General features: G+C 65.6%; 21 protein-coding genes and 2 tRNA genes. 10 read left to right on the forward strand and 13 right to left on the reverse strand.

What is annotated here, in order from left to right:
* Positions 1 to 18: 18 nt before the first annotated feature.
* Positions 19 to 2592 (reverse strand): aminopeptidase N, encoded by a 2574-nt coding sequence (gene pepN, locus CH273_RS24970; protein ID WP_032394603.1) that lies wholly within the window; start codon positions 2590 to 2592, stop codon positions 19 to 21.
* Positions 2593 to 2750: 158 nt separating this feature from the next.
* Here pepN and CH273_RS24975 point away from each other — a divergent pair, with 158 nt between their 5' ends.
* Positions 2751 to 3368, forward strand: a complete 618-nt coding sequence (locus CH273_RS24975) for a mycothiol-dependent nitroreductase Rv2466c family protein (RefSeq protein WP_045194585.1) — start codon at positions 2751 to 2753, stop codon at positions 3366 to 3368.
* Between the two features lie 61 nt (positions 3369 to 3429).
* Here the strand turns inward: CH273_RS24975 and CH273_RS24980 are convergent, their stop codons facing one another.
* Positions 3430 to 4092, reverse strand: a complete 663-nt coding sequence (locus CH273_RS24980) for a DUF429 domain-containing protein (RefSeq protein ID WP_094638085.1) — start codon at positions 4090 to 4092, stop codon at positions 3430 to 3432.
* Positions 4093 to 4108: 16 nt separating this feature from the next.
* On the opposite strand from CH273_RS24980, the gene CH273_RS24985 reads away from it, so the two are divergent.
* Together CH273_RS24985 and CH273_RS24990 are read left to right on the forward strand one after the other, a co-directional pair.
* The gene (locus tag CH273_RS24985; protein WP_032379225.1) at positions 4109 to 4588 is read left to right on the forward strand and encodes a ribose-5-phosphate isomerase; all 480 of its coding nucleotides are present in this window, start codon (positions 4109 to 4111) and stop codon (positions 4586 to 4588) included.
* Positions 4589 to 5383, forward strand: coding sequence for an Fpg/Nei family DNA glycosylase (locus CH273_RS24990; RefSeq protein WP_032394602.1), 795 nt, complete (start codon positions 4589 to 4591; stop codon positions 5381 to 5383).
* Here CH273_RS24990 and CH273_RS24995 read toward each other — a convergent pair.
* Entirely contained in the window at positions 5380 to 6156 is a 777-nt protein-coding gene (locus CH273_RS24995) for a hypothetical protein (protein WP_032394601.1), read from the reverse strand. The two genes, CH273_RS24990 and CH273_RS24995, sit on opposite strands and share 4 nt — an antisense overlap.
* A 109-nt stretch (positions 6157 to 6265) precedes the next feature.
* Positions 6266 to 6339: transfer RNA gene (locus CH273_RS25000), tRNA-Gly, on the reverse strand.
* A gap of 170 nt (positions 6340 to 6509) precedes the next feature.
* On the opposite strand from CH273_RS25000, the gene CH273_RS25005 reads away from it, so the two are divergent.
* From CH273_RS25005 to clpX, 5 genes are all read left to right on the forward strand, one after another.
* Positions 6510 to 6583, forward strand: a tRNA-Pro gene (locus CH273_RS25005).
* Between the two features lie 103 nt (positions 6584 to 6686).
* Positions 6687 to 8066, forward strand: a complete 1380-nt coding sequence (gene tig, locus CH273_RS25010; protein ID WP_032394780.1) for a trigger factor — start codon at positions 6687 to 6689, stop codon at positions 8064 to 8066.
* Between the two features lie 83 nt (positions 8067 to 8149).
* Positions 8150 to 8800 (forward strand): ATP-dependent Clp protease proteolytic subunit, encoded by a 651-nt coding sequence (locus CH273_RS25015; protein WP_082073666.1) that lies wholly within the window; start codon positions 8150 to 8152, stop codon positions 8798 to 8800.
* A gap of 47 nt (positions 8801 to 8847) precedes the next feature.
* A complete protein-coding gene (locus CH273_RS25020) occupies positions 8848 to 9489 on the forward strand; it encodes an ATP-dependent Clp protease proteolytic subunit (protein WP_008715342.1) in 642 nt (213 codons plus the stop codon).
* A 297-nt stretch (positions 9490 to 9786) separates the two neighbouring features.
* Positions 9787 to 11067, forward strand: coding sequence for an ATP-dependent Clp protease ATP-binding subunit ClpX (clpX, locus tag CH273_RS25025; protein ID WP_032394600.1), 1281 nt, complete (start codon positions 9787 to 9789; stop codon positions 11065 to 11067).
* A gap of 78 nt (positions 11068 to 11145) precedes the next feature.
* Here clpX and CH273_RS25030 read toward each other — a convergent pair whose 3' ends face one another.
* The 3 genes from CH273_RS25030 to CH273_RS25040 all read right to left on the reverse strand — a co-directional run bounded on the left by CH273_RS25030 (position 11146) and on the right by CH273_RS25040 (position 14181).
* The gene (locus CH273_RS25030; protein WP_230596662.1) at positions 11146 to 11958 is read right to left on the reverse strand and encodes an N-acyl homoserine lactonase family protein; all 813 of its coding nucleotides are present in this window, start codon (positions 11956 to 11958) and stop codon (positions 11146 to 11148) included.
* An 8-nt stretch (positions 11959 to 11966) separates the two neighbouring features.
* Positions 11967 to 13325, reverse strand: a complete 1359-nt coding sequence (locus CH273_RS25035) for an MFS transporter (RefSeq protein ID WP_032394599.1) — start codon at positions 13323 to 13325, stop codon at positions 11967 to 11969.
* A 178-nt stretch (positions 13326 to 13503) separates the two neighbouring features.
* Positions 13504 to 14181, reverse strand: a complete 678-nt coding sequence (locus CH273_RS25040) for a TetR/AcrR family transcriptional regulator (protein WP_032394598.1) — start codon at positions 14179 to 14181, stop codon at positions 13504 to 13506.
* A 110-nt stretch (positions 14182 to 14291) separates the two neighbouring features.
* On the opposite strand from CH273_RS25040, the gene CH273_RS25045 reads away from it, so the two are divergent.
* Both CH273_RS25045 and CH273_RS25050 read left to right on the forward strand, forming a co-directional pair.
* Positions 14292 to 15179: a shikimate dehydrogenase gene (locus tag CH273_RS25045; RefSeq protein WP_032394597.1), complete on the forward strand. Its 888-nt coding sequence runs from the start codon at positions 14292 to 14294 to the stop codon at positions 15177 to 15179.
* Positions 15176 to 17062 (forward strand): sugar phosphate isomerase/epimerase and 4-hydroxyphenylpyruvate domain-containing protein, encoded by a 1887-nt coding sequence (locus CH273_RS25050; protein ID WP_032394596.1) that lies wholly within the window; start codon positions 15176 to 15178, stop codon positions 17060 to 17062. The genes CH273_RS25045 and CH273_RS25050 overlap by 4 nt, the downstream gene beginning before the upstream one ends.
* Before the next feature lie 17 nt (positions 17063 to 17079).
* On the opposite strand, the gene CH273_RS25055 is transcribed toward CH273_RS25050, so the two are convergent.
* The 6 genes from CH273_RS25055 to pcaH are packed head-to-tail and all read right to left on the reverse strand — an operon-like array spanning position 17080 to position 23000.
* Entirely contained in the window at positions 17080 to 18291 is a 1212-nt protein-coding gene (locus tag CH273_RS25055; RefSeq protein ID WP_032394595.1) for an acetyl-CoA C-acetyltransferase, read from the reverse strand.
* On the reverse strand, positions 18284 to 19105 hold the full coding sequence (locus tag CH273_RS25060; RefSeq protein WP_032394594.1) for an IclR family transcriptional regulator: 822 nt from the start codon (positions 19103 to 19105) through the stop codon (positions 18284 to 18286). Before CH273_RS25060 ends, CH273_RS25055 begins: the two co-directional genes overlap by 8 nt.
* Positions 19102 to 20283 carry a bifunctional 3-oxoadipate enol-lactonase/4-carboxymuconolactone decarboxylase PcaDC gene (gene pcaDC, locus CH273_RS25065; RefSeq protein ID WP_032394593.1) on the reverse strand — a complete coding sequence of 394 codons (1182 nt, stop codon included), beginning with the start codon at positions 20281 to 20283 and terminating at the stop codon, positions 19102 to 19104. The genes CH273_RS25060 and pcaDC overlap by 4 nt, the downstream gene beginning before the upstream one ends.
* On the reverse strand, positions 20280 to 21629 hold the full coding sequence (gene pcaB / locus CH273_RS25070; protein ID WP_032394592.1) for a 3-carboxy-cis,cis-muconate cycloisomerase: 1350 nt from the start codon (positions 21627 to 21629) through the stop codon (positions 20280 to 20282). Before pcaB ends, pcaDC begins: the two co-directional genes overlap by 4 nt.
* Positions 21630 to 21652: 23 nt before the next feature.
* Positions 21653 to 22291, reverse strand: a complete 639-nt coding sequence (gene pcaG, locus CH273_RS25075; protein ID WP_032394591.1) for a protocatechuate 3,4-dioxygenase subunit alpha — start codon at positions 22289 to 22291, stop codon at positions 21653 to 21655.
* On the reverse strand, positions 22284 to 23000 hold the full coding sequence (pcaH, locus tag CH273_RS25080) for a protocatechuate 3,4-dioxygenase subunit beta (protein ID WP_032394590.1): 717 nt from the start codon (positions 22998 to 23000) through the stop codon (positions 22284 to 22286). The genes pcaG and pcaH overlap by 8 nt, the downstream gene beginning before the upstream one ends.
* Between the last annotated feature and the right edge of the window lie 27 nt (positions 23001 to 23027).

Genomic DNA, 23027 nt, shown 5'->3' on the forward strand with positions numbered 1-23027 from the left:
TCGTCGGTGCCGTCGAGATCAGCTCGCGTCGAACTCCCGTGCAGCGAGAGCCCGAACGATTCCGGCCCGGCCCTCGATCACCAGGCGTCGGAGCGCGGGCGGTAGGTCGCCGTCGAGGAACCCGTCCGCCGCAGCGAGGGAGTCCTCCGAGATCGACCAGGACGGGTACAGGCCCACCACGACGGTCTGCGCGACCTCACTCGAACGACGCGCCCAGACACCTTCGGTGGCGTCGAAATAGCGGGCGACGTACGGTTCGAGCAGCTCGCCCTGACCTGGTCCGGCGAAGCCGCCGATGATCGAGCGGGCCGTGATGTTGGGAACCGCATCGTCGTCCACCACCGTCGTCCAGGCCTGCTCCTTGACCTCCGCGCTGGGCCGAGCGGCTCGTGCAGCCGCTGCCGACCGGGCTCCGGCGGCAGTGTTGTCCCTGGCAGCCTCGGCGTCGATCACCGGCGAGTCCAGGCCGTCGGCGTCGATCGCACCGGCACCGGCCAGCGCCGTGACGATGCGCCAGCGCAGATCGGTATCCACGCCGAGGCCGTCCAGCGACTGCCCCTCCACATCACCGTCGAGCAGTGCCCTCAGCACGTCGATGTGACGGTCGCCGAGCTCGGTGCCGGTGAGAGCATTGACGAATGCCAGCTGGTGATCCGAGCCTGCTTCGGCGCCGCGCGCCAGGTCGAGCAGTGCATCGGCGAACTCGGGGGTACCGTGCTCGGCCGCCCATGCCGGGTCGGCGTAGCTGGAGATTGCGGTCTGGGCCTGCAGCAGAAGTCGTTGCACCACACCCACTTCCGTCTCAGCGCCGATTCCGCGCTGGACGAGGGCCACGAAGTCTCGCGCCTTCATCTCGGCGGATCGAGTCATCTCCCAGGCCGCCGACCACGCGAGGGTGCGGGGGAGTGGCTCGGCGATGTCGGCGATTCGAGAGAGAAGGACATCGAGCGAGTCCGGGTCGAGTCGCACCGCGCAGTACGTCAGGTCGTCGTCGTTGACCAGGACGAGCTTGCCGCGCGAGACGCCGACCAACGCATCGACGGTCGTCGACTCGGCCGCGTCGAGGTCGAGTTCGACGCGGTCGGTGCGCACCAGCTTGCCGTCGACGTCGTCGTAGATTCCCACCGCGATGCGGTGCACGCGATGCTCGCCCGCACCCGGGGCAGCACCGGTCTGCAGCACCGAGAAGCGGGTGAACTTGCCGTCGGCGTCGACGTCGAAATCCGGGCTCAAGGTGTTCAGGCCGGTGGTGCGCAGCCACTGGGCACCCCAGTCGGAGAGATCGCGTCCCGACGACTTCTCCAGAGCGGCAAGCAGATCCGAGAACGTGGCGTTGGCGAAGGCATGATCGACGAAGTACGCCCGCAATCCGGCGAGGAAGTCCTCCTTGCCGACGTACGCCACCAGTTGCTTGAGCACACTCGCGCCCTTGGCGTAGGTGATGCCGTCGAAGTTGACCTCCACGGCCGCGAGATCGGGAATGTCGGCGGCGATGGGGTGCGTCGACGGCAACTGGTCCTGACGGTAGGCCCAGGCCTTCTCGACGTTGGCGAAAGTGGTCCACGCGTTGGTGTACTCGGTTGCCTCGGACTGGCACAGCACCGAGGCGAACGTCGCGAACGACTCGTTGAGCCACAGGTCGTCCCACCACGTCATGGTCACCAGGTCGCCGAACCACATGTGTGCCATCTCGTGCAGCACTGTCTCGGCGCGCCGTTCGTACGAGTACCGCGTCACCTTGGACCGGAAGACGTAGTCCTCGAGGAACGTGACGGCACCCGCGTTCTCCATGGCGCCGGCATTGAACTCGGGCACGAAGAGCTGGTCGTACTTGCCGAAGGCGTAGGGAGTGCCGAAGTTCTCGTGGTAGAAACCGAAGCCCTGCTTGGTCTCGGTGAACAGGCGCTCTGCGTCCATGTGCTCGGCAAGTGAAGCGCGGCAATAGATTCCGAGGGGAATGGTGCCGTGGTCGTCGGTGTACGAGTCGGTCCACTCCGCGTACGGTCCGGCGATCAGTGCGACGAGGTAGGTGCTCATCAACGGTGTCGTGTCGAACACGTGCTCGCCCGCCGCAGGCTCGGCGGCGTGCGCGGCATTGGAGATGACCGTCCAGCTCTCCGGCGCGGTGACCTTCAGATCGAAGGTGGCCTTGAGATCGGGCTGATCGAAGCAGGCGAACATACGCTTTGCATCGGCGGTCTCGAACTGCGAGTACAGGTAGACCGTGCCGTCCGACGGGTCGACGAAACGGTGCAGTCCCTCGCCCGTGTGCGAGTAGACGCAGTCCGCATCGATGACGAGTTCGTTGTGCTCGGCCAGATTCTCGAGCGCGAGGCCGGTCGACTCGTCGTAGTCGGCGGTATCGAGATCGGTGCCGTTGAGCGTCGCAGAGCGGATCGTGCTCGCGATGACGTCCACGAAAGTCGACGCCCCGGCGGTGGCCGCGAACGTGATGGTGGTGAGCGAGCGGAAGGTCTTCTCGCCCGGATTGCCCTCGCCGTCGGTGAGATCGAGAACGATCGCGTACTTCGTTTCCCCGATGATCGCCGAACGCTCGGAGGCTTGGTCACGCGTCAGGTTGGGAGCAACCACTTCAGTCGACACCTCTTCGTGTAGTTATGGATAGTGCCTTCCATCCCATCACGTCACGCGTACCCCTCGCTGGCCGACGGGCCGTGCGGAATGTCTGCGCGGTGGGCGGTTGTTACGCAATGAAGAGACGTTGACCTCGACTTCCAAGGAGTAGGACAGTGGCCGGTTCAGGACAGAAAGACACTGCGGATTTTTGGTTCGACCCACTGTGCCCGTGGTGTTGGATCACCTCGCGGTGGATTCTCGAGGTGCAGCAGGTGCGAGACATCGACGTGAACTTCCACGTCATGAGCCTGGCAGTGCTCAACGAGGGCCGCGATCTGCCCGAGGAATACGCCGCGATGATGAAGAAGGCCTGGGGGCCGGTTCGGGTGGCGATCGCCGCAGCCAAACTGAAGGGCGACGAGGTTCTCGCCCCGCTGTACGCGGCCATGGGAACGCGAATTCACAACGAGGGCAACAAGGATTTCGACGTCGTGATCTCGGAGTCGCTCGCGGAACTGGATCTGCCCGGTGACCTCGCGAAGGCCGCCGAGAGCACCGACTACGACGAGGACCTGCGGACCAGTCATCACGCGGGCATGGACAAGGTGGGGCCCGATGTCGGCACCCCGACCATCCACGTCAACGGCGTGGCCTTCTTCGGCCCCGTGCTCTCCCGAATCCCGCGCGGTGAAGAAGCAGGCAAGCTCTGGGACGCGTCGGTGATCTTCGCGTCGTACCCGCACTTCTACGAGCTCAAGCGCACCCGCAACGAGGACCCACAGTTCGACTGATCGCATGACCCTCGTGCGCGGAAATTCGTACCCTGCTACGAGTTTCCGCGCACGGGGTTCGTCAGGCGACGATCCGATCCGAGCTGTCCTCGGTACCGAACGTCCGATGCTCGCCGACGTGGAACCGCCTCGCCGACCACGCCGCTGCGGCCGCGTCGAGAACATCGTCGACGGCGGGTCCGGGCGGCAGATCTGCGAGATCGAGGTGTTCTTGCCAGCGCATCAGGGTGGACAAACGCTGCCCGACGCCTCGGCCGGACTTCTTCGACGCGAACGTCGTCGTCGGTGACATCGCCCGGAACGAGCATTCGGGATGTACCTCGACGTACCGGTCCCGGTCGAAGTCGGCATCGAGCCAGGCCTTCACGGACGGCAGGATGTGCCACGTCTGCTTGCTGATCGCCTTGCCGGTGAGTTGCCGAGACACCGCACACGCTTCGGGATACGACTCGGCGGCGAGCACGTCGACGACCGGCGTGTGGAAGATCGAGCTCCTCGCCGTTCCGAGAAACCTCTTGGCCTCCAGTTCGCTGACGCGATAACCGCCCCGGGGCAACGACAGCGGCATGTCGACTCCCACTCGTGCGCAGTCCCGAGTCACCTCGAGCACGTCGGCCACCGACGCGCAACCGGTCCACGTCAGCGTGGTCCCGGCCGAGATCGCGACCACCCATGCGCCCTTCGCGCCGTCCACACCGGCGAATTTCTCGGCTTCGGAGTTCACCTGTCAGACTCTAGGCATGCGCGTATACCTGGGTGCCGACCACGCCGGCCTCGAGTTCAAGAATCAGATCATCGAACACCTGACGGCGACCGGGCACGAGCCCGTCGACTGCGGTGCCTTCGACTACGACCCCGTCGACGACTACCCGGCATTCTGCATCGACGCAGCACGCCGCGTAGTCGCCGATCCGGGTAGCCGCGGCCTGGTGCTCGGCGGTTCCGGAAACGGCGAGCAGATCGCCGCCAACAAGGTGCCCGGCGCTCGCTGTGCGTTGGCGTGGAGCGTCGAGACCGCGAAGTTGGCCCGCGAGCACAACGACGCTCAGCTCATCGGCATCGGCGGCCGCATGCACACGCTGCCCGAAGCCCTCGCGATCGTCGACGCCTTCCTCGGTACCCCGTTCTCGGGCGAGGAGCGCCACCAGCGTCGCATCGACATCCTGTCCGAGTACGAGCGCAGTGGCGAGGCACCCGAGGTGCCGGGAAAGCCCGCATAGGTGCCCGAGGGTCACACTCTGCACCGACTGGCTCGGTTGCACGGACGTCGGTTCGGCGGGGCACCGGTTCGGGCGAGCAGCCCACAGGGGCGGTTCGCCTCCGGTGCCGCGCTGATCGACGGCCTCGTCCTCGAGAAGGCCGAGGCCTGGGGCAAGCATCTGCTGCATCGGTACGAGTCCGATCTGATCGTTCACATCCATCTCGGTCTGTACGGGAAGTTCACCGAACAGGCTGTGCCGCTGGACGATCCGGTCGGTGCCGTGCGATTGCGCATGGTGGGGGAGAAGTACGGTGTCGACCTGCGCGGCCCCACCGCCTGCGAGATCTACACCGAGGAGCAGGTCGACGCCCTGGTGGCCCGCCTGGGACCGGACCCGCTGCGTAAGGACGCCGATCCGGACGCAGCGTGGGCGCGAATCTCCAAGTCGCGCACGGCAATCGGCACGTTGCTGATGGATCAGAAGGTGCTCGCCGGAGTCGGCAACGTCTACCGCGCCGAGATCCTGTTCCGGCACGAGATCAACCCCATGCGGCCCGGCAAGGACCTCGATCGAGCCGAGTGGGATGCGATCTGGTTCGACCTCGTCGACCTCATGGCGATCGGTGTCCGACGCGGGCGCATCATCACCATCCGGCCCGAGGACGATCACGGCGACACTTACGGTGCACGGCGACCGCGGTCCTACGTCTACCGCAGGCAGGGGTATCCCTGCCGGGTGTGCGGAGCCGACATCCTGCACTCGGTGATGCAGGCTCGAAACCTGTTCTGGTGCCCGGTCTGTCAGGCGACCTAGAACCCGCCGAAGTCGCCCCCACCGCCGAAGTCGGCTCCGCCGTCGAACATGCCCCCGCCGCCGTCGTCCATCGCACCGTATTCGGTGTCGCCGCCGGAGTAGTCGTCGCCGCTGCCCCCGTCGGAACCGTCGGCCCCCATGTCTTCGCCTGCCGCGGTCTCCTCCGGCACCCCGGCCATGCCGGAGAACATCGCCGAGAACAGGAACATCGAACCCATTCCCCATGCACCTGCCACCAAGGCCGGCCGCCACCACGGCTCGGAGTACCAGCCCGCGGGTACCGGACGACCCGCGACTCGGCCACCGGGGTAGTAGTTCGGGGTGCGATCGGACGGATCCGGCGATGCCGCGATCTCACGGCCCTCGAAGTCGACCTTGCGATCCTCGGTGACTCGACCCGCCTGCTGCTGGCCGTCGATGCCCTGGACCTCCGGGCCCGGGTCCATGCCCATCGCCAGGCGGGCGGCGCGGATGTAGTAGAGACCCTCGAGGGCCGTCTGCTTGGCCAGTCGGGCCTGTTCAGGGGTAGTGGCCTGGTCGATCTGCGAACCGGCGGCGATGTTGCGTTCGGATGCGTCGGCCAGGGCCTGCTTGGAGGCGGTGTCGGTGCCGATCAGGTTGTAGACCTGGCCGCCGAGACGCTCGATCGACTGCCGGGCATCGGCCTTTGCGTCGGCCAGCGCGGTTTCGGCCGCCGCGGCCGAGTTCTTCTTGCTTCGCAGCACCAACAGGGCCACTGCGGCGATGACGATGACGATCAGGACGATTTCCACTGCGGACCTTCCGCCGACGGTGCATGCCCGGTTCGTACGGACAATTCGGACACCATTCAGGGTACGCGGACACGAAAAAGCCCCGCACCAGGAGTGCGGGGCCTTTCGGTGGAGCCGATGACGAGAATCGAACTCGCGTAGCCTGTTTGGAAGACAGGGGCTCTACCATTGAGCTACATCGGCGTGCAAACAACAGTCGTGGGATCGCCAGTTCCGTCGCCTGCGTTTCAAGACTGTACCCAACGCCGACGCCGGATTCCAAACCGGCCCGCCGCGAGCGGTTCGTCCGAACGTCATCGGTGGGGCGCCCACGGGGGGCTACTATCGGTTGCTGTTCAATGGTGTCCGTACGACGGGGTGTGGCGCAGCTTGGTAGCGCATCCGCTTTGGGAGCGGAGGGTCGCAGGTTCAATTCCTGTCACCCCGACAAAAGAGAGCCGCAGGCACGGCTCGCCGTGTTCGTGGCGAGCGAGAGCAGACAGCACACCGGAACCACCAGCAAGCAAGAACCACCAGAAGGAGCATGTCCCGTGAAGAGCACCGTCGAGCAGCTGAGCCCGACGCGAGTCCGTATCAACGTTGAGGTGCCCTTCGAGGAGCTCAAGCCTGATTTCGACCGCGCGTACAAGGCTTTGGCTCAGCAGATCCGCCTCCCCGGCTTCCGTCCCGGCAAGGCTCCGGCCAAGTTGCTCGAGGCTCGTGTCGGCCGTGGTGCGGTTCTCGAGCAGGTCGTCAACGACGCTCTTCCCTCTCGCTACTCCGAGGCCGTGACCAACGAGAAGGTCAAGGTCATCGGCCAGCCCGAGATCGAGATCACCAAGATCGAGGACGGTACCGAGCTCACGTTCACCGCCGAGGTCGACGTTCGCCCCGAGATCGATCTGCCCGACTACTCGACCATCAGCGTCGTCGTCGATCCGCTCGAGATCAAGGACGAGGCCGTCGACGAGCAGCTGCAGTCGCTGCGCCAGCGTTTCGGCACCCTGACCGGTGTCGATCGTCCCGTCCAGTCGGGCGACTTCGTCTCGATCGACCTCTCGGCCACCGTCGACGGCGAGAACGTCGAAGAGGCAACCGCGAGTGGACTGTCCCACGAGGTCGGCTCCGGCCAGCTCATCGAGGGACTCGACGACGCGATCATCGGCGTCTCGGCCGACGAGTCGAAGGAATTCACCTCCACTCTCGTTGCCGGTGAGTACGCAGGCAAGGAAGCCGTCGTCACGGTCAAGGTCGTGTCCGTCAAGGAGCGCGAGCTGCCCGAGGCCGACGACGAGTTCGCCCAGCTGGCCAGCGAGTTCGACACGTTCGACGAGCTGCTCGCCGATCTGAGGACCCGCGTCGAGCGAGTCGCGAAGGTCGAGCAGGCCGGTCAGATTCGCGACAAGGTGCTCGAGACGCTGCTCGACACGATCGAGATCCCGGCTCCCGAGGCCGTCGTCAAGGCCGAGGTCGATTCCCAGGTGCACGAGGCCATCCACGGCCTCGACCACAACGAGGAAGCACTCGCCGAGCTGCTCGAGTCGCAGGGTTCGAGCCGCGAGGAATTCGACAAGGACGTCAAGGAAGGTGCCGAGAAGTCGGTGCGCACCCAGCTCCTTCTCGATGCGATCGCCGAGGCCGAGAACACCCAGGTCGGGCAGGAAGAGCTCACCGAGCGAATCATCTTCCAGGCGCAGCGCTACGGCATGCCGCCCGAGCAGTTCATTCAGCAGGTGCAGCAGGCCAACCAGCTCGGTGCCGTGTTCGCCGATGTCAAGCGCGGTAAGGCGCTGGCTTCGGTCGTCGAGCGCGTCACCGTGACCGACACCACCGGCGCGAGCGTCGACACCGCAGAGCTGTTCGGCAGCCCCGCCGATGCTCCCGACGAGGTCGAAGCAGCAGATTCTTCCGAGGGCGAACAAGAGAAGTAACGCTCACAGCGAACGACGGCGGTTCCGGGACTCCGGAGCCGCCGTCTTTCGTTAGTGTCTGTGTCAGGAACCAACGATTTGTTATGGAAAAGGCAGGTACCGTGACTGTTCAGAATCCGGCGGCTTCGCACCAGCAGAGTCCCGTCATGACTTCGGCTGCAGCAGGGCTGAATCTCAGCGACTCCGTGTACGAGCGTCTGCTTCAAAACCGCATCATTTTCCTCGGTACCCAGGTCGACGACGACATCGCCAACAAGTTGTGCGCTCAGATCCTGCTGCTCTCGGCCGAGGACCCCACTCGCGACATCGCGCTGTACATCAACTCGCCCGGTGGCTCGGTCACCGCGGGTATGGCCATTTTCGACACGATGGAATTCGCCGAGTGCGACATCGCGACCTACGGAATGGGTCTGGCTGCCTCGATGGGTCAGTTCCTGCTCTCTGCCGGTGCCAAGGGCAAGCGCTACGCCCTGCCGCACGCGCGCATCATGATGCATCAGCCTTCGGCCGGTATCGGCGGCAGTGCCTCCGACATCGCCATCATGGCCGAGCAGTTCGCGCACACCAAGCGTGAGATGGCTGAGCTCATCGCCCAGCACACCGGCCAGACCGTCGAGCAGATCACCGAAGACTCCGATCGTGACCGCTGGTTCACGGCGCAGGCGGCCAAGGAATACGGGTTCGTGGACCACGTCGTCAGCCGTGCGCGGCAGGCCGGCGGAATCGGCGAGTAACTCGGCCGCTCCCGGCGACCCTCGATCACTTACATCTTGGAGAAACGATGACAAACCTGTTCGACCCCAATCAGCTGCCGTCCTCCCGATACATCCTGCCGTCCTTCGTCGAGCACTCCAGCTACGGCGTGAAGGAATCGAACCCCTACAACAAGCTGTTCGAGGAGCGCATCATCTTCCTCGGCGTCCAGGTCGACGACGCGTCCGCCAACGACGTCATGGCTCAGCTGCTGGTGCTCGAGGGCCTCGACCCCGACCGAGACATCACGATGTACATCAACTCGCCCGGTGGCTCGTTCACCTCGCTGATGGCGATCTACGACACGATGCAGTACGTCCGCGCCGATGTTGCGACCGTCTGCCTCGGCCAGGCCGCGTCGGCCGCGGCCGTCCTGCTCGCCGCAGGCACTCCCGGTAAGCGTGCGGCGTTGCCCAACGCGCGCGTGCTGATTCATCAGCCCTCGAGCGGTGGCATTCAGGGCCAGGTGTCCGACCTGGAGATCCAGGCCGCCGAGATCGAGCGCATGCGTCGACTCATGGAGACCACCCTCGGCCGCCACACCGGCAAGGATCCCGACGTCATCCGCAAGGACACCGATCGCGACAAGATCCTCACCGCGGAACAGGCCAAGGACTACGGAATCATCGACACCGTGTTCGAGTACCGCAAGCTCTCTGCCCAGAAGTAGCAGAGCGAGTATCACCGGTCGGACCTGACGGGTCCGGCAGAAGATTCCGACGCCGGGCGTGAGTGTGAAACTCCGCCCGGCGGTCGTGATCGACGACCCGAATGGTCCATTCGACGAAATCGGGTGGCGAATCACCGGAAACAACCCGCCCATGTTCGGCGAACACGGGTACCGTCGCATCCAAGAACTCGGTCGACCGAAGTCGGCATGACGACAGACCGAGAAGTAGCCCACGAAGGTTTCGGCCACACCCGGTCGGCGTGGGTCGTACGCGGACAAGGAAGTAGGAACCTCCGAATGGCACGCATCGGTGACGGTGGCGATCTGCTGAAGTGCTCCTTCTGCGGCAAGAGCCAGAAGCAGGTCAAGAAGCTCATCGCTGGACCAGGGGTGTACATCTGCGACGAGTGCATCGACCTCTGCAACGAGATCATCGAAGAGGAATTGGCCGAATCGAGCGAGGTCAAGCTCGACGACCTCCCCAAGCCCTCCGAGATCAAGGACTTTCTCGAGAACTACGTGATCGGTCAGGACGCTGCCAAGCGCACGTTGGCCGTAGCGGTCTACAACCATTACAAGCGCATCCAGGCCGGTGACAAGGCACGCGACGTGCGAGGCGAATCCGTCGAACTGGCGAAGTCGAACATCCTGATGCTCGGACCGACGGGGTGTGGAAAGACGTACCTCGCGCAGACCCTGGCCAAGATGCTCAACGTGCCCTTCGCCATCGCCGACGCCACCGCGCTCACCGAGGCCGGATACGTGGGCGAGGATGTCGAGAACATCCTGCTCAAACTGATCCAGGCCGCGGACTACGACGTCAAGCGCGCCGAGACCGGCATCATCTACATCGACGAGGTCGACAAGATCGCTCGCAAGAGCGAGAACCCGTCGATCACGCGTGACGTGTCCGGTGAAGGCGTGCAGCAGGCGCTGCTCAAGATTCTGGAAGGAACTCAGGCCAGCGTGCCGCCGCAGGGTGGGCGCAAGCATCCGCATCAGGAGTTCATCCAGATCGACACCACCAACGTGCTCTTCATCGTCGCCGGTGCATTCGCCGGACTCGAGAAGATCGTCTCCGATCGGGTCGGCAAGCGCGGGCTCGGATTCGGAGCCGAAGTTCGCTCGAAGGCCGAGATCGACACGCAGGATCACTTCGCCGAGGTCATGCCGGAGGATCTGATCAAGTTCGGTCTGATTCCCGAGTTCATCGGGCGACTGCCGATGATCGCGTCGGTGACGAATCTGGACAAGGAGTCGCTGGTGACGATTCTGTCCGAGCCGAAGAACGCGCTCGTCAAGCAGTATCGCCGGTTGTTCGACATGGACGGCGTCGAGCTCGAGTTCACCACCGAGGCCCTCGAAGCGATCGCGGACCAGGCCATTCTCCGTGGAACCGGTGCTCGTGGACTGCGCGCCATCATGGAAGAAGTTCTGCTTCCGGTGATGTACGACATCCCGAGCCGCGACGACGTGGAGAAGGTCGTCGTGACTGCCGAGACCGTGAACGACAACGTGCTGCCGACCATCGTGCCGCGCAAGCCCGAGCGTCCGGAACGCCGCGACAAATCCGCCTGATAGCGCCGACCGAGCTGCCGAACAACGACGAATCCCCGACCTCATCGCGAGGTCGGGGATTCGTCGTTTTCGCTGTGTTCAGCCGATGATCACCGCGTGCGCGCCGGGAACGTCGGTCAACGCGGCGAAGCGGTCTCGAACCAGGGGGTCGTGGCCGGGCACGACGGTACCGGAGCCGGCGGCGAGCTCTCGGATTCGGTCGAAGGCCCCGTACATGTCCGGCAACGCGTGCAGGATCGCGAACGGGCTGTCGTCCTCGAAGTTCTCGTAGAAATGACTGGCGTCGGAGGCCAACACCACCGGGCCGCGGTCGGTGTTCACCCTGACCACCTGCATGCCTGCAGTGTGTCCGCCGACGGCGTGCACGGACAGCCCGGGGAACAGGTCGAGATCGCCGTCGACGAGGTCGAGTCGACTGCCGCGATCGGCGGTTTCGATGTGTTCGGTGTCGGCTCGCGAGTGCAACCAGTGCTCTCGGGTGATGCGGGCGGCCCACGGCCCGGTCCAGTACTCGAGTTCTGTGCGCTGCACCACGTATCGTGCGATCGGGAGCTCCGCGACGACCCCGGTGTGGTCGTAGTGCAGGTGGGTCAGGATGCAGGTGTCGATGTCGTCCGGTGTCAGGCCGAGCTCGCCGAGCAGGTCGATCGGCGATCCGTGATAGTCGAGCCCGTCGACAGATTCTGCTGTGGCAGCGGATATTCCGGCGTCGATCAGCACCGTGTTGTTCTTCGAGAGGGCGAGCCACACGTAGTAGGCCACCGTCTGGCTTTCGGTACTGCGTTCGTCACGTTGGTGAAAGAGGTTGCCGCGCATGGCCGTTCGACTGGCATACTGCAGGGCGAGCACCGTCCAGGTGCCCGCCGCTGCAGGTCGAAGTGCGTCGATCACGATGTCGGTCAGACGGACGCGACGCGCGCGCTGTCGGTGGTGCGGGTCCGAACACCGAGCTCGTCGGTGGGGGTACGGAAGGTCTCCTTCGAGGTCGCGACGATCACGACGTTGATGGTGCAGAAGACCGCGGTGACGATGGCGACGGGTAGCCACGCACCGATCTCGGCTCCGGCGATCGCGCCCGCGATGGTCGGCGCGAATCCTGCGATGGCGAAACCGATCTGGGTTCCCAGTGCGGTTCCGGTCAGGCGGACCCGGGCCGGGAACATCTCACCGTAGAACGAGGGCCAGACGCCGCCGGTGGCGCTGTGCACGAAACCGAACATCACGATGCCGAAGACGAAGATGAGAACGTAGTTGCCGCTCGAGATGGACCACAGGTAGCCGAACATCAGGATCGCGCAGCCGATGGAGCCGAAGAGGAACACCGGCTTGCGACCGATGCGATCCGACAGTGCACCGAAGAAGGGCAGTGCGAACAGTGCGACGACGTTGGCGAGAACGCCGACCCACAGCATGGGGGTGCGTTCGAGGCCGACGGTGTTCACGGCGTAGGACAGCGCGTAGACGGTGAAGATGGTGCTGACCGAGGCGATGACTGCGGCCAACATGACGCGGACCACGGCGGACCCATGCTCGCTGAGCAGTTCGGCCACGGGCAGGCGCTGCGGCTCGGTCGAGGCCTTCTCTTCTTCGAAGACCGGGGTCTCGTCGAGCGAACGGCGGATGACGAAGGCGGCGACGACGACGAAAGCGCTGAGGAAGAACGGGATTCGCCAACCCCAGCTGAGCAGTGCCTCCTCGGGGAGCATGGCGACGGGCAGGAACACGGCGGTGGCGAGAATCTGTCCGCCCTGAGTGCCGCTGAGGGTGAAGCTGGTGAAGAACGCGCGCCTGTTGTCCGGGGCATGTTCGAGCGTCATCGAGTTCGCTCCGGCCTGCTCGCCGCCGGCGGAGAATCCCTGGCACAACCGAAGCAGCACCAGGATGATGGGAGCGGCGATGCCGATGGATTCGTACGACGGCAGGACGCCGACGCCCAGGGTGGCGATTCCCATCAGCAGGACCGTGGCGACCATGACCTTCTTGCGTCCGTACCGATCACCGATGTGGCCGAGGACCAGTGCGCCGAGCGGCCGTGCGAGGTATCCGACGCCGAAGGTGGCCAGGGCCAGCAGGGTGCCGGTCGCCGGGTTGGAGCCCGGGAAGAACACGCGGCCGAAGACGAGCGCGGCGGCCGTGCCGTAGATGAAGAAGTCGTAGTACTCGAGGGCGCTTCCGACCCATGCGGCTGTCGCCGCTTTGCGCGGGTTCGCCCCGGGGCGAAGCGGCGTCGGGTGGGTGCCGGGGGTGTGCGAATCCATCGTTCTCGTGTCTCTCTTCGTGAGGCGGGGGAGCGTAGGCGCTGGTCGACGATGCGTTCTCGGCAATCGGACCGCTAATGTACTAAATGGTTAACACCGGGTGCCTCTGAATACTGAACGTGATCCATGCCACGTGTCAACCCCTGACGTGACGAGACCTACCGAGAAATCGCGAATTTCAGCGAGAAGGCGAGGTCAGGAACGCGATGATCATGTCGCCGAGCATCGAGCGCAGCCGGTCTCGATGCCGGGGATCGGTGAGGTCACGGCCGAAGAGGGCCTCGAAGGTGTACCGATTCGACAGGCGGAACACACAGAAGCTGCTGATCGTCATGTGCACGTCGAGGGCATCGACGTCCGTCCGGAACACGCCGTCCGCCTGGCCTCGCGCCAGGATGCTCGACAGCAGCTCCGCGGCGGGATTGCCGAGGTTGCTCAAGGCCTCGGACGTGGAGATGTGTTCGCCGCGCAGGATGTTCTCGGTGGAGACCAGGCGAATGAAGTCGGGATTCTCCTCGTGATGGTCGAATGTCAGCGATGCGATGGCACGAATGGCCTCGACCGGTCCGAGGCCTTCGACGTCCACGTCTCGTTCGCGCTCGCGAATGCGCATGTACGACCGTTCGAGCACGGCCTTGTACAGGCCTTCCTTGTCGGTGAAGTAGTAGTACAACATTCGCTTGGTCGTGTGTGTCCGCTCGGCGATCTCGTCGATGCGCGCTCCTGCGAAGCCCTTGTCCGCGAACTCCTCGGTGGCCACCTCGAGGATGTTGTGCCGGGTCAGGTCGCTGTTGCGTCGACGCTTGACGCCGGGTCCGCTGGTGTCGTCGGACGTGTCGGTTGCGCGCGGAGCCATGGAACAACTCTATCGGCGCCGATTGTGGCGAAAGGGTTGGGCGCGAGGCAGTCGCGTAGTACCGTCGAGCTAATTCACCAATTCGTACATTAAGGCTCGAGGAGATCGACATGCCGGAATCCCTGCTCTGCGGACTGATCGGGACGGGTATCGGCAAGTCGCTCACGCCCGCGATGCACGAACGAGAGGGCTCCGAGCACGGGCTGACCTACCAATATCGGATCATCGACCTGGACAGCCGTGGACTGACCGTAGAGGACCTTCCCCGTCTCGTCTCCACCGCAGCGGACCTCGGATTTCGGGGACTCAACATCACGCACCCGTGCAAACAACGCGTCATCTCCTCTCTCGATGCGCTCTCCGAGGACGCCGCCCGACTCGGAGCCGTCAACACCGTGGTGTTCGCCGACGGCCGGGCCGTCGGCCACAACACCGACTGGTCCGGATTCGATCGCAACTTCGGCCGCGGATTACCCGGTGCCGACATCGGCGACGTGGTGCAACTCGGTGCCGGGGGAGCAGGGGCGGCCGTCGCCTACGCGATGGCCCGCCGCGGCGCGGGCAGGCTCACCCTCGTGGACGCCGATCCGCTGCGGGCACAACAACTACGGGAATCCTTGTCCGTGATGTTCCCGGACGTCGAGATCCTCTCGGCGGGCCTCGACCGGCTCGCCGCCGTTCTCGACACCGCGACCGGCCTGGTGCATGCCACCCCGATCGGAATGGTCGAACATCCCGGATCTGCTGTGCCCGAGTCACTGCTGAACCCGAGGATGTGGGTCGCCGAGGTCGTGTATCGGCCCGCCGAAACCGAATTGCTCGCTGCTGCATCCCGAGCTGGGTGCCGAACGCTCAGCGGAACCGGAATGGCGGTGTTCCAGGCCGCCGACGCCTTCGAGATATTCACTGGACGCACCGCCGACGCCGATCGCATGATCGCCCACATGAGCTCGCTGATCGCACTGGAGGATCGTGCGACCGCAGGTGCTCTCGCATGAAGCACATCGCCACATCGGTGGCCACGGTATCGCTCAGTGGTTCGCTGGACGAGAAGATGCGCGCCATCGCCGACGCCGGGTTCGACGGCTTCGAGGTGTTCGAGCCGGACTTGATCAGCTCACCCGACCTTCCCGAGGACATTGCGAAGAAGGCAGCCGACCTCGGTTTGACCCTCGATCTCTATCAGCCCTTCCGCGATGCCGACTCGGCCGACCCGGAACAGTTCGCCCGCAACCTCGTTCGCGCCGAACACAAATTCGACGTGATGGAACAGCTGGGGTGCGATCTGCTGTTGGTCTGCTCCTCTCCGCTGGCCGGTGCCGTCCGTGACGACGCCCTGCTGGTCGAACAGATGGCAACCCTCGCCGAGCGTGCGCATCGGCGCGGAATGCGACTGGCGTACGAGGCGTTGGCGTGGGGTGCACACGTCAACACCTACCGCCACGCCTGGGACATCGTCCGGCAGGTCGATCATCCCGCGCTGGGAACGTGCCTGGACAGCTTCCACATCCTCTCCCGCGGTGACGATTCCTCAGGCATTCGCGAGATCCCCGGCGAGAAGATCTTCTTCCTCCAGTTGGCCGATGCCCCGCACCTGGTGATGGACGTACTGCAGTGGAGCAGACATCACCGATGCTTCCCCGGTCAGGGCAGCTTCGATCTGGCGCGCTTCGGTGCCGACGTCGCGGCCTCCGGGTATTCCGGCCCGTGGTCGCTCGAAATCTTCAACGACGTCTTCCGACACTCCGACACCGGCCGCACGGCATCCGACGCGCACCGGTCGCTGCTGTACCTCCAGGAGCAGGTGCGCGGCGTCGAAACACCCACGGACGGAAACGATCTGTTCGCGCCGCCACCGCCGGGTCCGATCGAGAACGTCGTCTCCCTGCGGATCGCGGCAGGGCCGGCGAAAGCAGCGCAGCTGGGCACCACACTGCGGCACCTGGGCTTCGATCTCACCGCAGCACACAGCGAACACGGACTCAGCCTGTTCACCCAGGGTCCGCTGGCCGTCGCCGTCGACACCACGGTGGACACGTTGTGGACCGCGCCGGGTGTCCCGGCTCATCTACCGGCGTTGGCCCAGATCGGGGTTCGCAGCGAGCGCCCGGATCTGTGGCTGACTCGGGCCCGCGCACTGGGAGTCACCGCATCCACCGTCTCCATGCCCGGTGTGGCCGACGCGACCGATGCGGTGGTGCGTCTGGCCGTGACCGGTGCGACGTCGCTGGACCTACGCACCCGCGACAGTGCGGGTGCCTGGCAATCGGCGTTCGATCTGGTGCCGAGGGTGGTGGAGGAGAACCGGGCATGCGTCACGCACGTGGATCACATCGCGCTCGCCGTGCCTGCCGAGAGTTGGGACGGGGTGATGCTGCTGCTGCGCTCGGTGTTCGGCATGGTGCCACACGAGGGCCAGGACGTCGTCGACGCGATAGGCCTGGTTCGCAGCCGAGCCCTCACCCTCGCCACCGCCAACGGCACGATTCGACTCTCGCTCAACATGGTTCCCGGCCGCCCGTCCGACTCGGACCCGCTTCCCGCGGCCCGGCGCGGAGGCGTCGGACACGTGGCGTTCGGATGCGAGGACATCCATGCCGCTGCGAGAGCGATGACCGAACGCGGGCTCACCCCGTTGCGGATCTCGCCCAACTACTATCGCGATCTCGACGCGCGATTCGGGCTCGGCCCCGAGACCCTGGACGCGATGCAGCGTCTGGGGATCCTGTACGACGCGGACGCGACCGGCGGTGAGTTCTTCCACTTCTTCACCGAGACCGTCGGCGACGACCTGTTCTTCGAGGTGGTCCAGCGCGTGGGTGGCTACGAGGGCTACGGAGAGACCAATTCGGCCGTGCGACTGGCGGCGCAACTGCAGTAGCAGTCACCGGACGGTGGTCAGCCGATTCGCTCGAACACCGCAGCGAGTCCCTGGCCGCCGCCGATGCACATCGTCTCGAGTCCGTAGCGGACCTCTCGGCGGTCCATTTCACGCAACAGCGTCGCCAGAATGCGGGCTCCGGTGGCTCCGACGGGATGGCCGAGCGAGATGCCGGAGCCATGGGGGTTCAGTCGCGGATCGTCGGGGTCGATGCCCCAGGACCTGGTCACGGCGAGAGCCTGCGCGGCGAATGCTTCGTTGAGTTCGATGATGCCCATGTCGTCGAGACTCAGTCCCAGCCGTCCCAGTGCCTTCTCGCTCGCGGGGACCGGTCCGATCCCCATCGTGCGTGGAGCCACGCCTGCGACGCCCCAGCCGGCCAATCGTGCCAGCGGCCGAAGGCCCAGTGCGGCAGCTTTTTCCGGGGTGGTGACGATGGCGATCGCGGCACCGTCGTTCTGTCCGCTGGCGTTTCCTGCGGTGACGGTCGACTCGGGGTCGATCGACGCGCGGATCGCCTTCAGCTTCGCCAGTGACTCCACGGTGGTGTCGGCTCGCGGATGCTCGTCGGTGGTGACGAGCAACGGATCCGATCTACGTTGGGGGACCGACACTCCCACGATCTCCTCGGCGAACACACCGCTGTTCTGCGCGGCGACTGCACGTCGGTGGGACTGGACTGCGAGTGCGTCCTGATCGGCGCGGCTGATGGAGAACTCCGCGCGCAGGTTCTCTGCGGTTTCGATCATGCCGCCGGGAACCGGAAAGTTCTTGCCGCCCGCGGTCACTCGCGCCCGGGCGAGGCGGTCGGACAGAGCCACGGCCTCGGCCTTGACGCCCCAGCGCATGCCGGTGGCGTAGAACTCGGTCTGACTCATGCTCTCGACACCGCCCGCCAGCACCAGATCGTTGCCGCCGGACTGGACCTGCATGCACGCCTGCAACACCGCTTGCAGACCGGAGCCGCAGCGACGGTCGACCTGCATCCCGGGGACGTCGATACCCAGATCTGCATCGAGCGCGGCAATGCGTCCGATGGCCGGTGCATCGCCGTTCGGGGACGCCTGACCGAGGATGACGTCGTCGATGTCGGCACCGGAAATGCCCGTGCGGGTGACCAGTTCGGCGATCACCGCACCGGCAAGAGCCTGGGCGGAGATGTCCTTGAACTGGCCGCCGAAGCGACCGACCGGGGTCCGAAGCGGTTCGCAGATCACGGCATCAGGCATGGGTGGTTCCTCGCTTGTCGTTGGGTCCGGTGCTCACCCGGAGCAGGTCGATCTCGATGGCGCGGGTGGCGTCGAGCAGAGCCGGTAGCAGTTCGGTGCGCACCGCATCGGCGGAATGCCGCGCGGCCTGGGTCGAGACGTTCGCCGCTGCGACCACGGCTCCGTGTCCGTCGTGGATGGGAGCCGCGATGGAGCGCAAACCCTCTTCGAGTTCCTGGTCCACCAGGCAGAAGCCGTCGGATCGGACCCGGTCGAGTTCGCGGCCGAGCGCGTCGGCAGTGGTGATGGTCTTACCGGTGAGCGGAGTCAACCGCACCCGGTCGAGGTAAGCCGCGAGTTCGTCGGCGGGCAGTCCGGCCAACAGCACGCGCCCCATCGATGTTGCGAACGCGGGAAATCGGGTGCCGATGTTGATGCCGACGGTCATGATGCGGCTGACCGGAACACGGGCGACGTACACCACGTCGTCACCGTCGAGAATCGAGACCGAGGACGACTCGCGCACTCGTTCGGCGAGAGCCTCCAGGTGCGGTCCCGAGACTTCCGGGAGCGACAGGCTCGACAGGTAGCTATAGCCCAGCTCGAGCACTCGCGGGGTGAGCCAGAACATCGAGCCGTCGGTACGGACGTAGCCGAGTTCGACGAGGGTGAGCAGGAACCGCCGAGCGGTGGCTCGGGTGAGGTCGGTGGTTCGGGCGACATCGGAGAGTGTTCGACGCGGATGCTCGGCGTCGAAGGCTCGGATCACCGCAAGACCACGGCCCAGTGACTGGACGTAGTCCGAGGACGGCGGCGGCGATTCCGCGGAGTTCACGAGGTACCCGATTCGGTCTCGGCCGATGTCTCGGCGATGGCCGCGTTCGCGAGACCGAATGCACTGTTGCTGTTCGGAACTCCCGCGTACACCGCGGTGTGCAGGAACACCTCCGCCATCGTGTCCGGCGCAGTGCCCGCTCGCAGGGCGGCCCGAATGTGCATGTCGAGTTCGTGCTGGTTGCCCACCGCCGTCAGGATCGCCAGGGTCAGCAGTCTGCGGGTGTGGTGATCGAGTCCTGGCCGACTCCAGATGTCACCCCATGCAGTGCGGGTGATGAAGTCCTGGAACGGTGCGGTGAAGTCGGTTCGCGCGGCGACACTGCGGTCGACGTGTGCATCACCGAGGACGCTGCGCCGCACCGCCATTCCGGCATCGTGGGCAGCTGCGCGTCCGAGCGCATACGCATCCGGTCCGATGTGTGCGGCGATGGCCGCGGTGACGGGCCCGGCTTGTTCGACGTTGGCCAGGTGCGCGGCCGGGTCGAGAACTCGGAACGTCGATCCGATGACGCCGTCGGCGATGATCTTCAGGTCCTCGGGGGTGGTCGAGGGGTCCTGCCGGCCCGCGATCACCAGGGTCGGAGCGGTGATTCGGTTCAGATCCGATCGAGAGTCCCAATCCGACAACGCCTCACAGCACGCTGCGTAGCCCTCGTCGGACGTTTCAGCGATCATCCGGCGATGCCGGTCGACGAGATCGACGTCGCGAGCGGCCAGTTCGGGGGTGAACCAGCGCTGGAGGACGGCGTCGGCCAGGGACGCGGTTCCCGCCGACCTGACCGTTGCGGCCCGATCGAGCCATTGCGCCGGCTCACCGAACCTGGCCGAGGTGCACAGCAACGTCAGAGTGATCACGCGCTCCGGGCGGTGGATGGCGATCCACTGCGAGACTGCGCCGCCGAGCGAGAGACCGACGATGTGAACACGCCGTAGATTCAGGGAATCGATCAGTGCGAGAACATCTTCGGCCAGTTCTGCGACGGAGTACGGACCGGACGGCACCGGCGATGCCCCGTGCCCACGAAGATCGACGGCGACCACATGGGCAGAAGCGGACAGTTGTCCGATCTGCGGGTTCCACATCGATCGGTCGGAGCCGAGCGATCCGATCAGCACGACGGTCTCCGCGTCGGCGCGGGGTCCTTCGGTGCGTTCGTGAGCAAGTGCGACGGTCATCGTGAATCCTTCGATTCTGTGGTGAGTTCGGTGTCGAGGGCGTGCTCGGCGAGGATCGCGTCGACCAGCTCGGTCGCGTGGCCGAGATACGCGGCCGGATCGAGTAGTTCGCGCACCGTCGACGGTGGCAGGAATGCCGTGATGGCAGGGTCGCTGTCCAGCGGCGCTCCCACCGCGCATCGCGCAGTGACTATCTCGCGGGCCTGCTCGGTGTGCGCTGCCAATGCCGCGGTGACACGTTCGGCGAGCAGCGCTCCACCCGTCGTATCGAGATTGCGGGCCATCGCCTCCGGATGAACGTGCAACCCGCTCAGGCTCTGCGAGAGTCGATGGGCGGCACCACCGGTGAAGCGCAGTAGATCGGTGATCGTCTCCCATTCGGCATGCCACGCTCCTGCGGCGCGCTGATGTTCGTGGTCCATGTTCGACAGCACCGTCGACACCGCACCCGGGACTCGCCGGGCCGCAGCCCGAGCGGTGATGGCCGCAACGGGATTTCGCTTGTGCGGCATCGCCGATGATCCACCCGGCGCGTCCTCCGAGACCTCGCCCAATTCGGTGGCGGACATCGCCACGATGTCCTGGGCGATCTTGCCGATCGTTCCTGCCGCGATGCCCAGGGAACACGCGATGTCGGCGATCGCGGTGCGGTCGGTGTGCCAGGGAGTGTTCTGTCGAGCCAAGCCCAGTTCGACGGCCATCGCCGCTGCGATGGCGGGTCCGTGCGGATACAGGGCCGCGAGAGTGCCTGCAGCACCGCCGTACTGGACGGCGCACGCACGTCGAACGGCCGCGATCCCGGTCTGCGCGCGGCGCAACCCCGAGAACCAGTTCGCGGCCACCAGACCGAAGGTGGTGGGCAATGCCTGCTGTCCGAGAGTGCGCGCCGCCATCGGGGTGGTCCGGTGGGTCAGAGCAAGACCCCGCGCTGCCGCACTCGCTGCGTCGAGCGAGCCCTCGATCGCACCGAGCGCATCGCGGCAGACGAGCATCAGCGCGGTGTCCATGATGTCCTGGCTGGTGGCCCCGGGATGCACTGCCGTAGCAGGAACATCGGCCTCGGCCACCTCGCTGCGAAGGATCTTCACCAACGGGATCACCGGATTGCCTCCGGCCGCCGCATCCACTCCGAGCCTCGCGATGTCCAGTCCCGCTCCGAGTTCGGTCGCAACAGAGGTGACGACCTCGGCGTGACCGGCCTGCACGAGACCGACCGTGACCGCGGCCCGGGAGAGCGCCGCCTCGACGGCGAACATCGCTGTCACCCAGGCTCGGTCGCCTACGAGCGGCGCAACGGTATCGCTACCGAACGTCGGATCGAACAGTGCCCCTCGCTCGGATTCCATCGTCCCCTCTCGGCAATCGTGTGTCACAGCGCGAAGAACGGAGTCTCGTCGCCGTCCGGATCGGTGTTCTGCAGCACGATGTCCAGGTGATACCCACCGTGCACCGGTGCTGCGACGAGTCTGGCACGCTTGTGCGCAGGCATGGCGGACAACACCGGATCGACCGCATTGGCCTCGACTTCGTCGGGAAAATACACCCGTGTCACGGCTCGGTCGAGCATCCCGCGAGCGAAGACGCTGACGTCGATGTGCGGTGCTTCGACACGATCGTCCTCGGCAGGCAACGGTCCGGGCTTGATCGTGGTGATCGACATCGTCCCGGTCTCGTCCGCGAACGCGCGCCCGAAGCCGCGGAAACCGACGGTGCGTGACGCCACCGCGCCGCGCGGATCGTCGGGGTGATCGAACCGGCCGTCGGCATCGGCCTGCCAGGTCTCGATCATGGCGTCGGACATGGGGTTTCGGGCTCCGTCGATGACCGTGAACGAGACGGTGATCTCGCCGTCGGTGCCCTGCGGTACCACGCTCTCACCGTCGGGCCACAGCAGTCCGATATGGACGTAGGGACCCACTGTCTGAGACGGCGTCTGGCCGAACGGTGCGGTGGTGAAGTCGGCACCGGAGACCACCGGGTAGCGCGGGGCGAACTCGGGATCAGTCATCGTGGTCGTCTTCCTCGAAGGGGGTGGCGTTTCGGCCGCGGAGCACGATGTCGAATCGGAATCCGAGGGCCCAGTTGTCCTGTGTCGCTTCGTAATCGAACGCGCCGATCATTCGGGCTCGCGAGTCCTCGGGTGCGGCGTTGAAGATCGGATCCTGGAAGAACATGGGGTCGTCCGGGAAGTACATCTGGGTCACCAGTCGCTGAGTGAACGCCTGGCCGAACAGCGAGAAGTGAATGTGGGCCGGCCGCCAGGCGTTGTGGTGGTTGCCCCACGGGTATGCGCCCGGCTTGATCGTGGTGAAACGGTATCGACCCTCGGCATCGGTGAGAACGCGTCCGGTGCCGTTGAAGTGCGGATCGAGCGGTGCGGGCCACCGATCGCCGGTGTGGCGGTATCGGCCGCCTGCATTGGCTTGCCACACCTCGACGAGGGTGTTCGGAATCGCCTTGCCGTCGCTGTCGAGTACGCGGCCGTGCACGATGATTCTCTGCCCCTGTGCCTCACCGCCGTTCGCCAGGGTGAGATCGGCGTCGGCGGCGGTGACGCGTCCCTCGCCCAGCACCGGTCCGGTGATCTCGGTGAGTCGCTGGGGGAGCAGGGTCAGCGGCTGCGCCGGATGCCGAAGAGCGGTGGTCCGGTACTCGGGGAAGTCGAGCGGGGCATGGACCCCCGATTGATCCCGATACTCGGGCGGGAGAAGAAGCATCGAAGGTTCCTCACGATTGTGGTGATC

The sequence above is a fragment of the Rhodococcus sp. 05-339-2 genome (assembly GCF_002258965.1).
Taxonomy (GTDB): Bacteria; Actinomycetota; Actinomycetes; order Mycobacteriales; family Mycobacteriaceae; genus Rhodococcoides.

Excerpts from the sequence above, each read along its gene's own strand:
- CH273_RS25035 (WP_032394599.1), bottom strand. The coding sequence starts at position 13,325 with ATGGATTCGCACACCCCCGGCACCCACCCGACGCCGCTTCGCCCCGGG.
- clpX (WP_032394600.1), top strand. The coding sequence starts at position 9,787 with ATGGCACGCATCGGTGACGGTGGCGATCTGCTGAAGTGCTCCTTCTGC.
- pcaB (WP_032394592.1), bottom strand. The coding sequence starts at position 21,629 with ATGGAATCCGAGCGAGGGGCACTGTTCGATCCGACGTTCGGTAGCGAT.
- CH273_RS25045 (WP_032394597.1), top strand. The coding sequence starts at position 14,292 with ATGCCGGAATCCCTGCTCTGCGGACTGATCGGGACGGGTATCGGCAAG.
- CH273_RS25020 (WP_008715342.1), top strand. The coding sequence starts at position 8,848 with ATGACAAACCTGTTCGACCCCAATCAGCTGCCGTCCTCCCGATACATC.
- pcaDC (WP_032394593.1), bottom strand. The coding sequence starts at position 20,283 with ATGACCGTCGCACTTGCTCACGAACGCACCGAAGGACCCCGCGCCGAC.
- CH273_RS25055 (WP_032394595.1), bottom strand. The coding sequence starts at position 18,291 with ATGCCTGATGCCGTGATCTGCGAACCGCTTCGGACCCCGGTCGGTCGC.
- CH273_RS25050 (WP_032394596.1), top strand. The coding sequence starts at position 15,176 with ATGAAGCACATCGCCACATCGGTGGCCACGGTATCGCTCAGTGGTTCG.
- pcaH (WP_032394590.1), bottom strand. The coding sequence starts at position 23,000 with ATGCTTCTTCTCCCGCCCGAGTATCGGGATCAATCGGGGGTCCATGCC.
- CH273_RS25040 (WP_032394598.1), bottom strand. The coding sequence starts at position 14,181 with ATGGCTCCGCGCGCAACCGACACGTCCGACGACACCAGCGGACCCGGC.
- pcaG (WP_032394591.1), bottom strand. The coding sequence starts at position 22,291 with ATGACTGATCCCGAGTTCGCCCCGCGCTACCCGGTGGTCTCCGGTGCC.
- CH273_RS24985 (WP_032379225.1), top strand. The coding sequence starts at position 4,109 with ATGCGCGTATACCTGGGTGCCGACCACGCCGGCCTCGAGTTCAAGAAT.
- CH273_RS25015 (WP_082073666.1), top strand. The coding sequence starts at position 8,150 with ATGGAAAAGGCAGGTACCGTGACTGTTCAGAATCCGGCGGCTTCGCAC.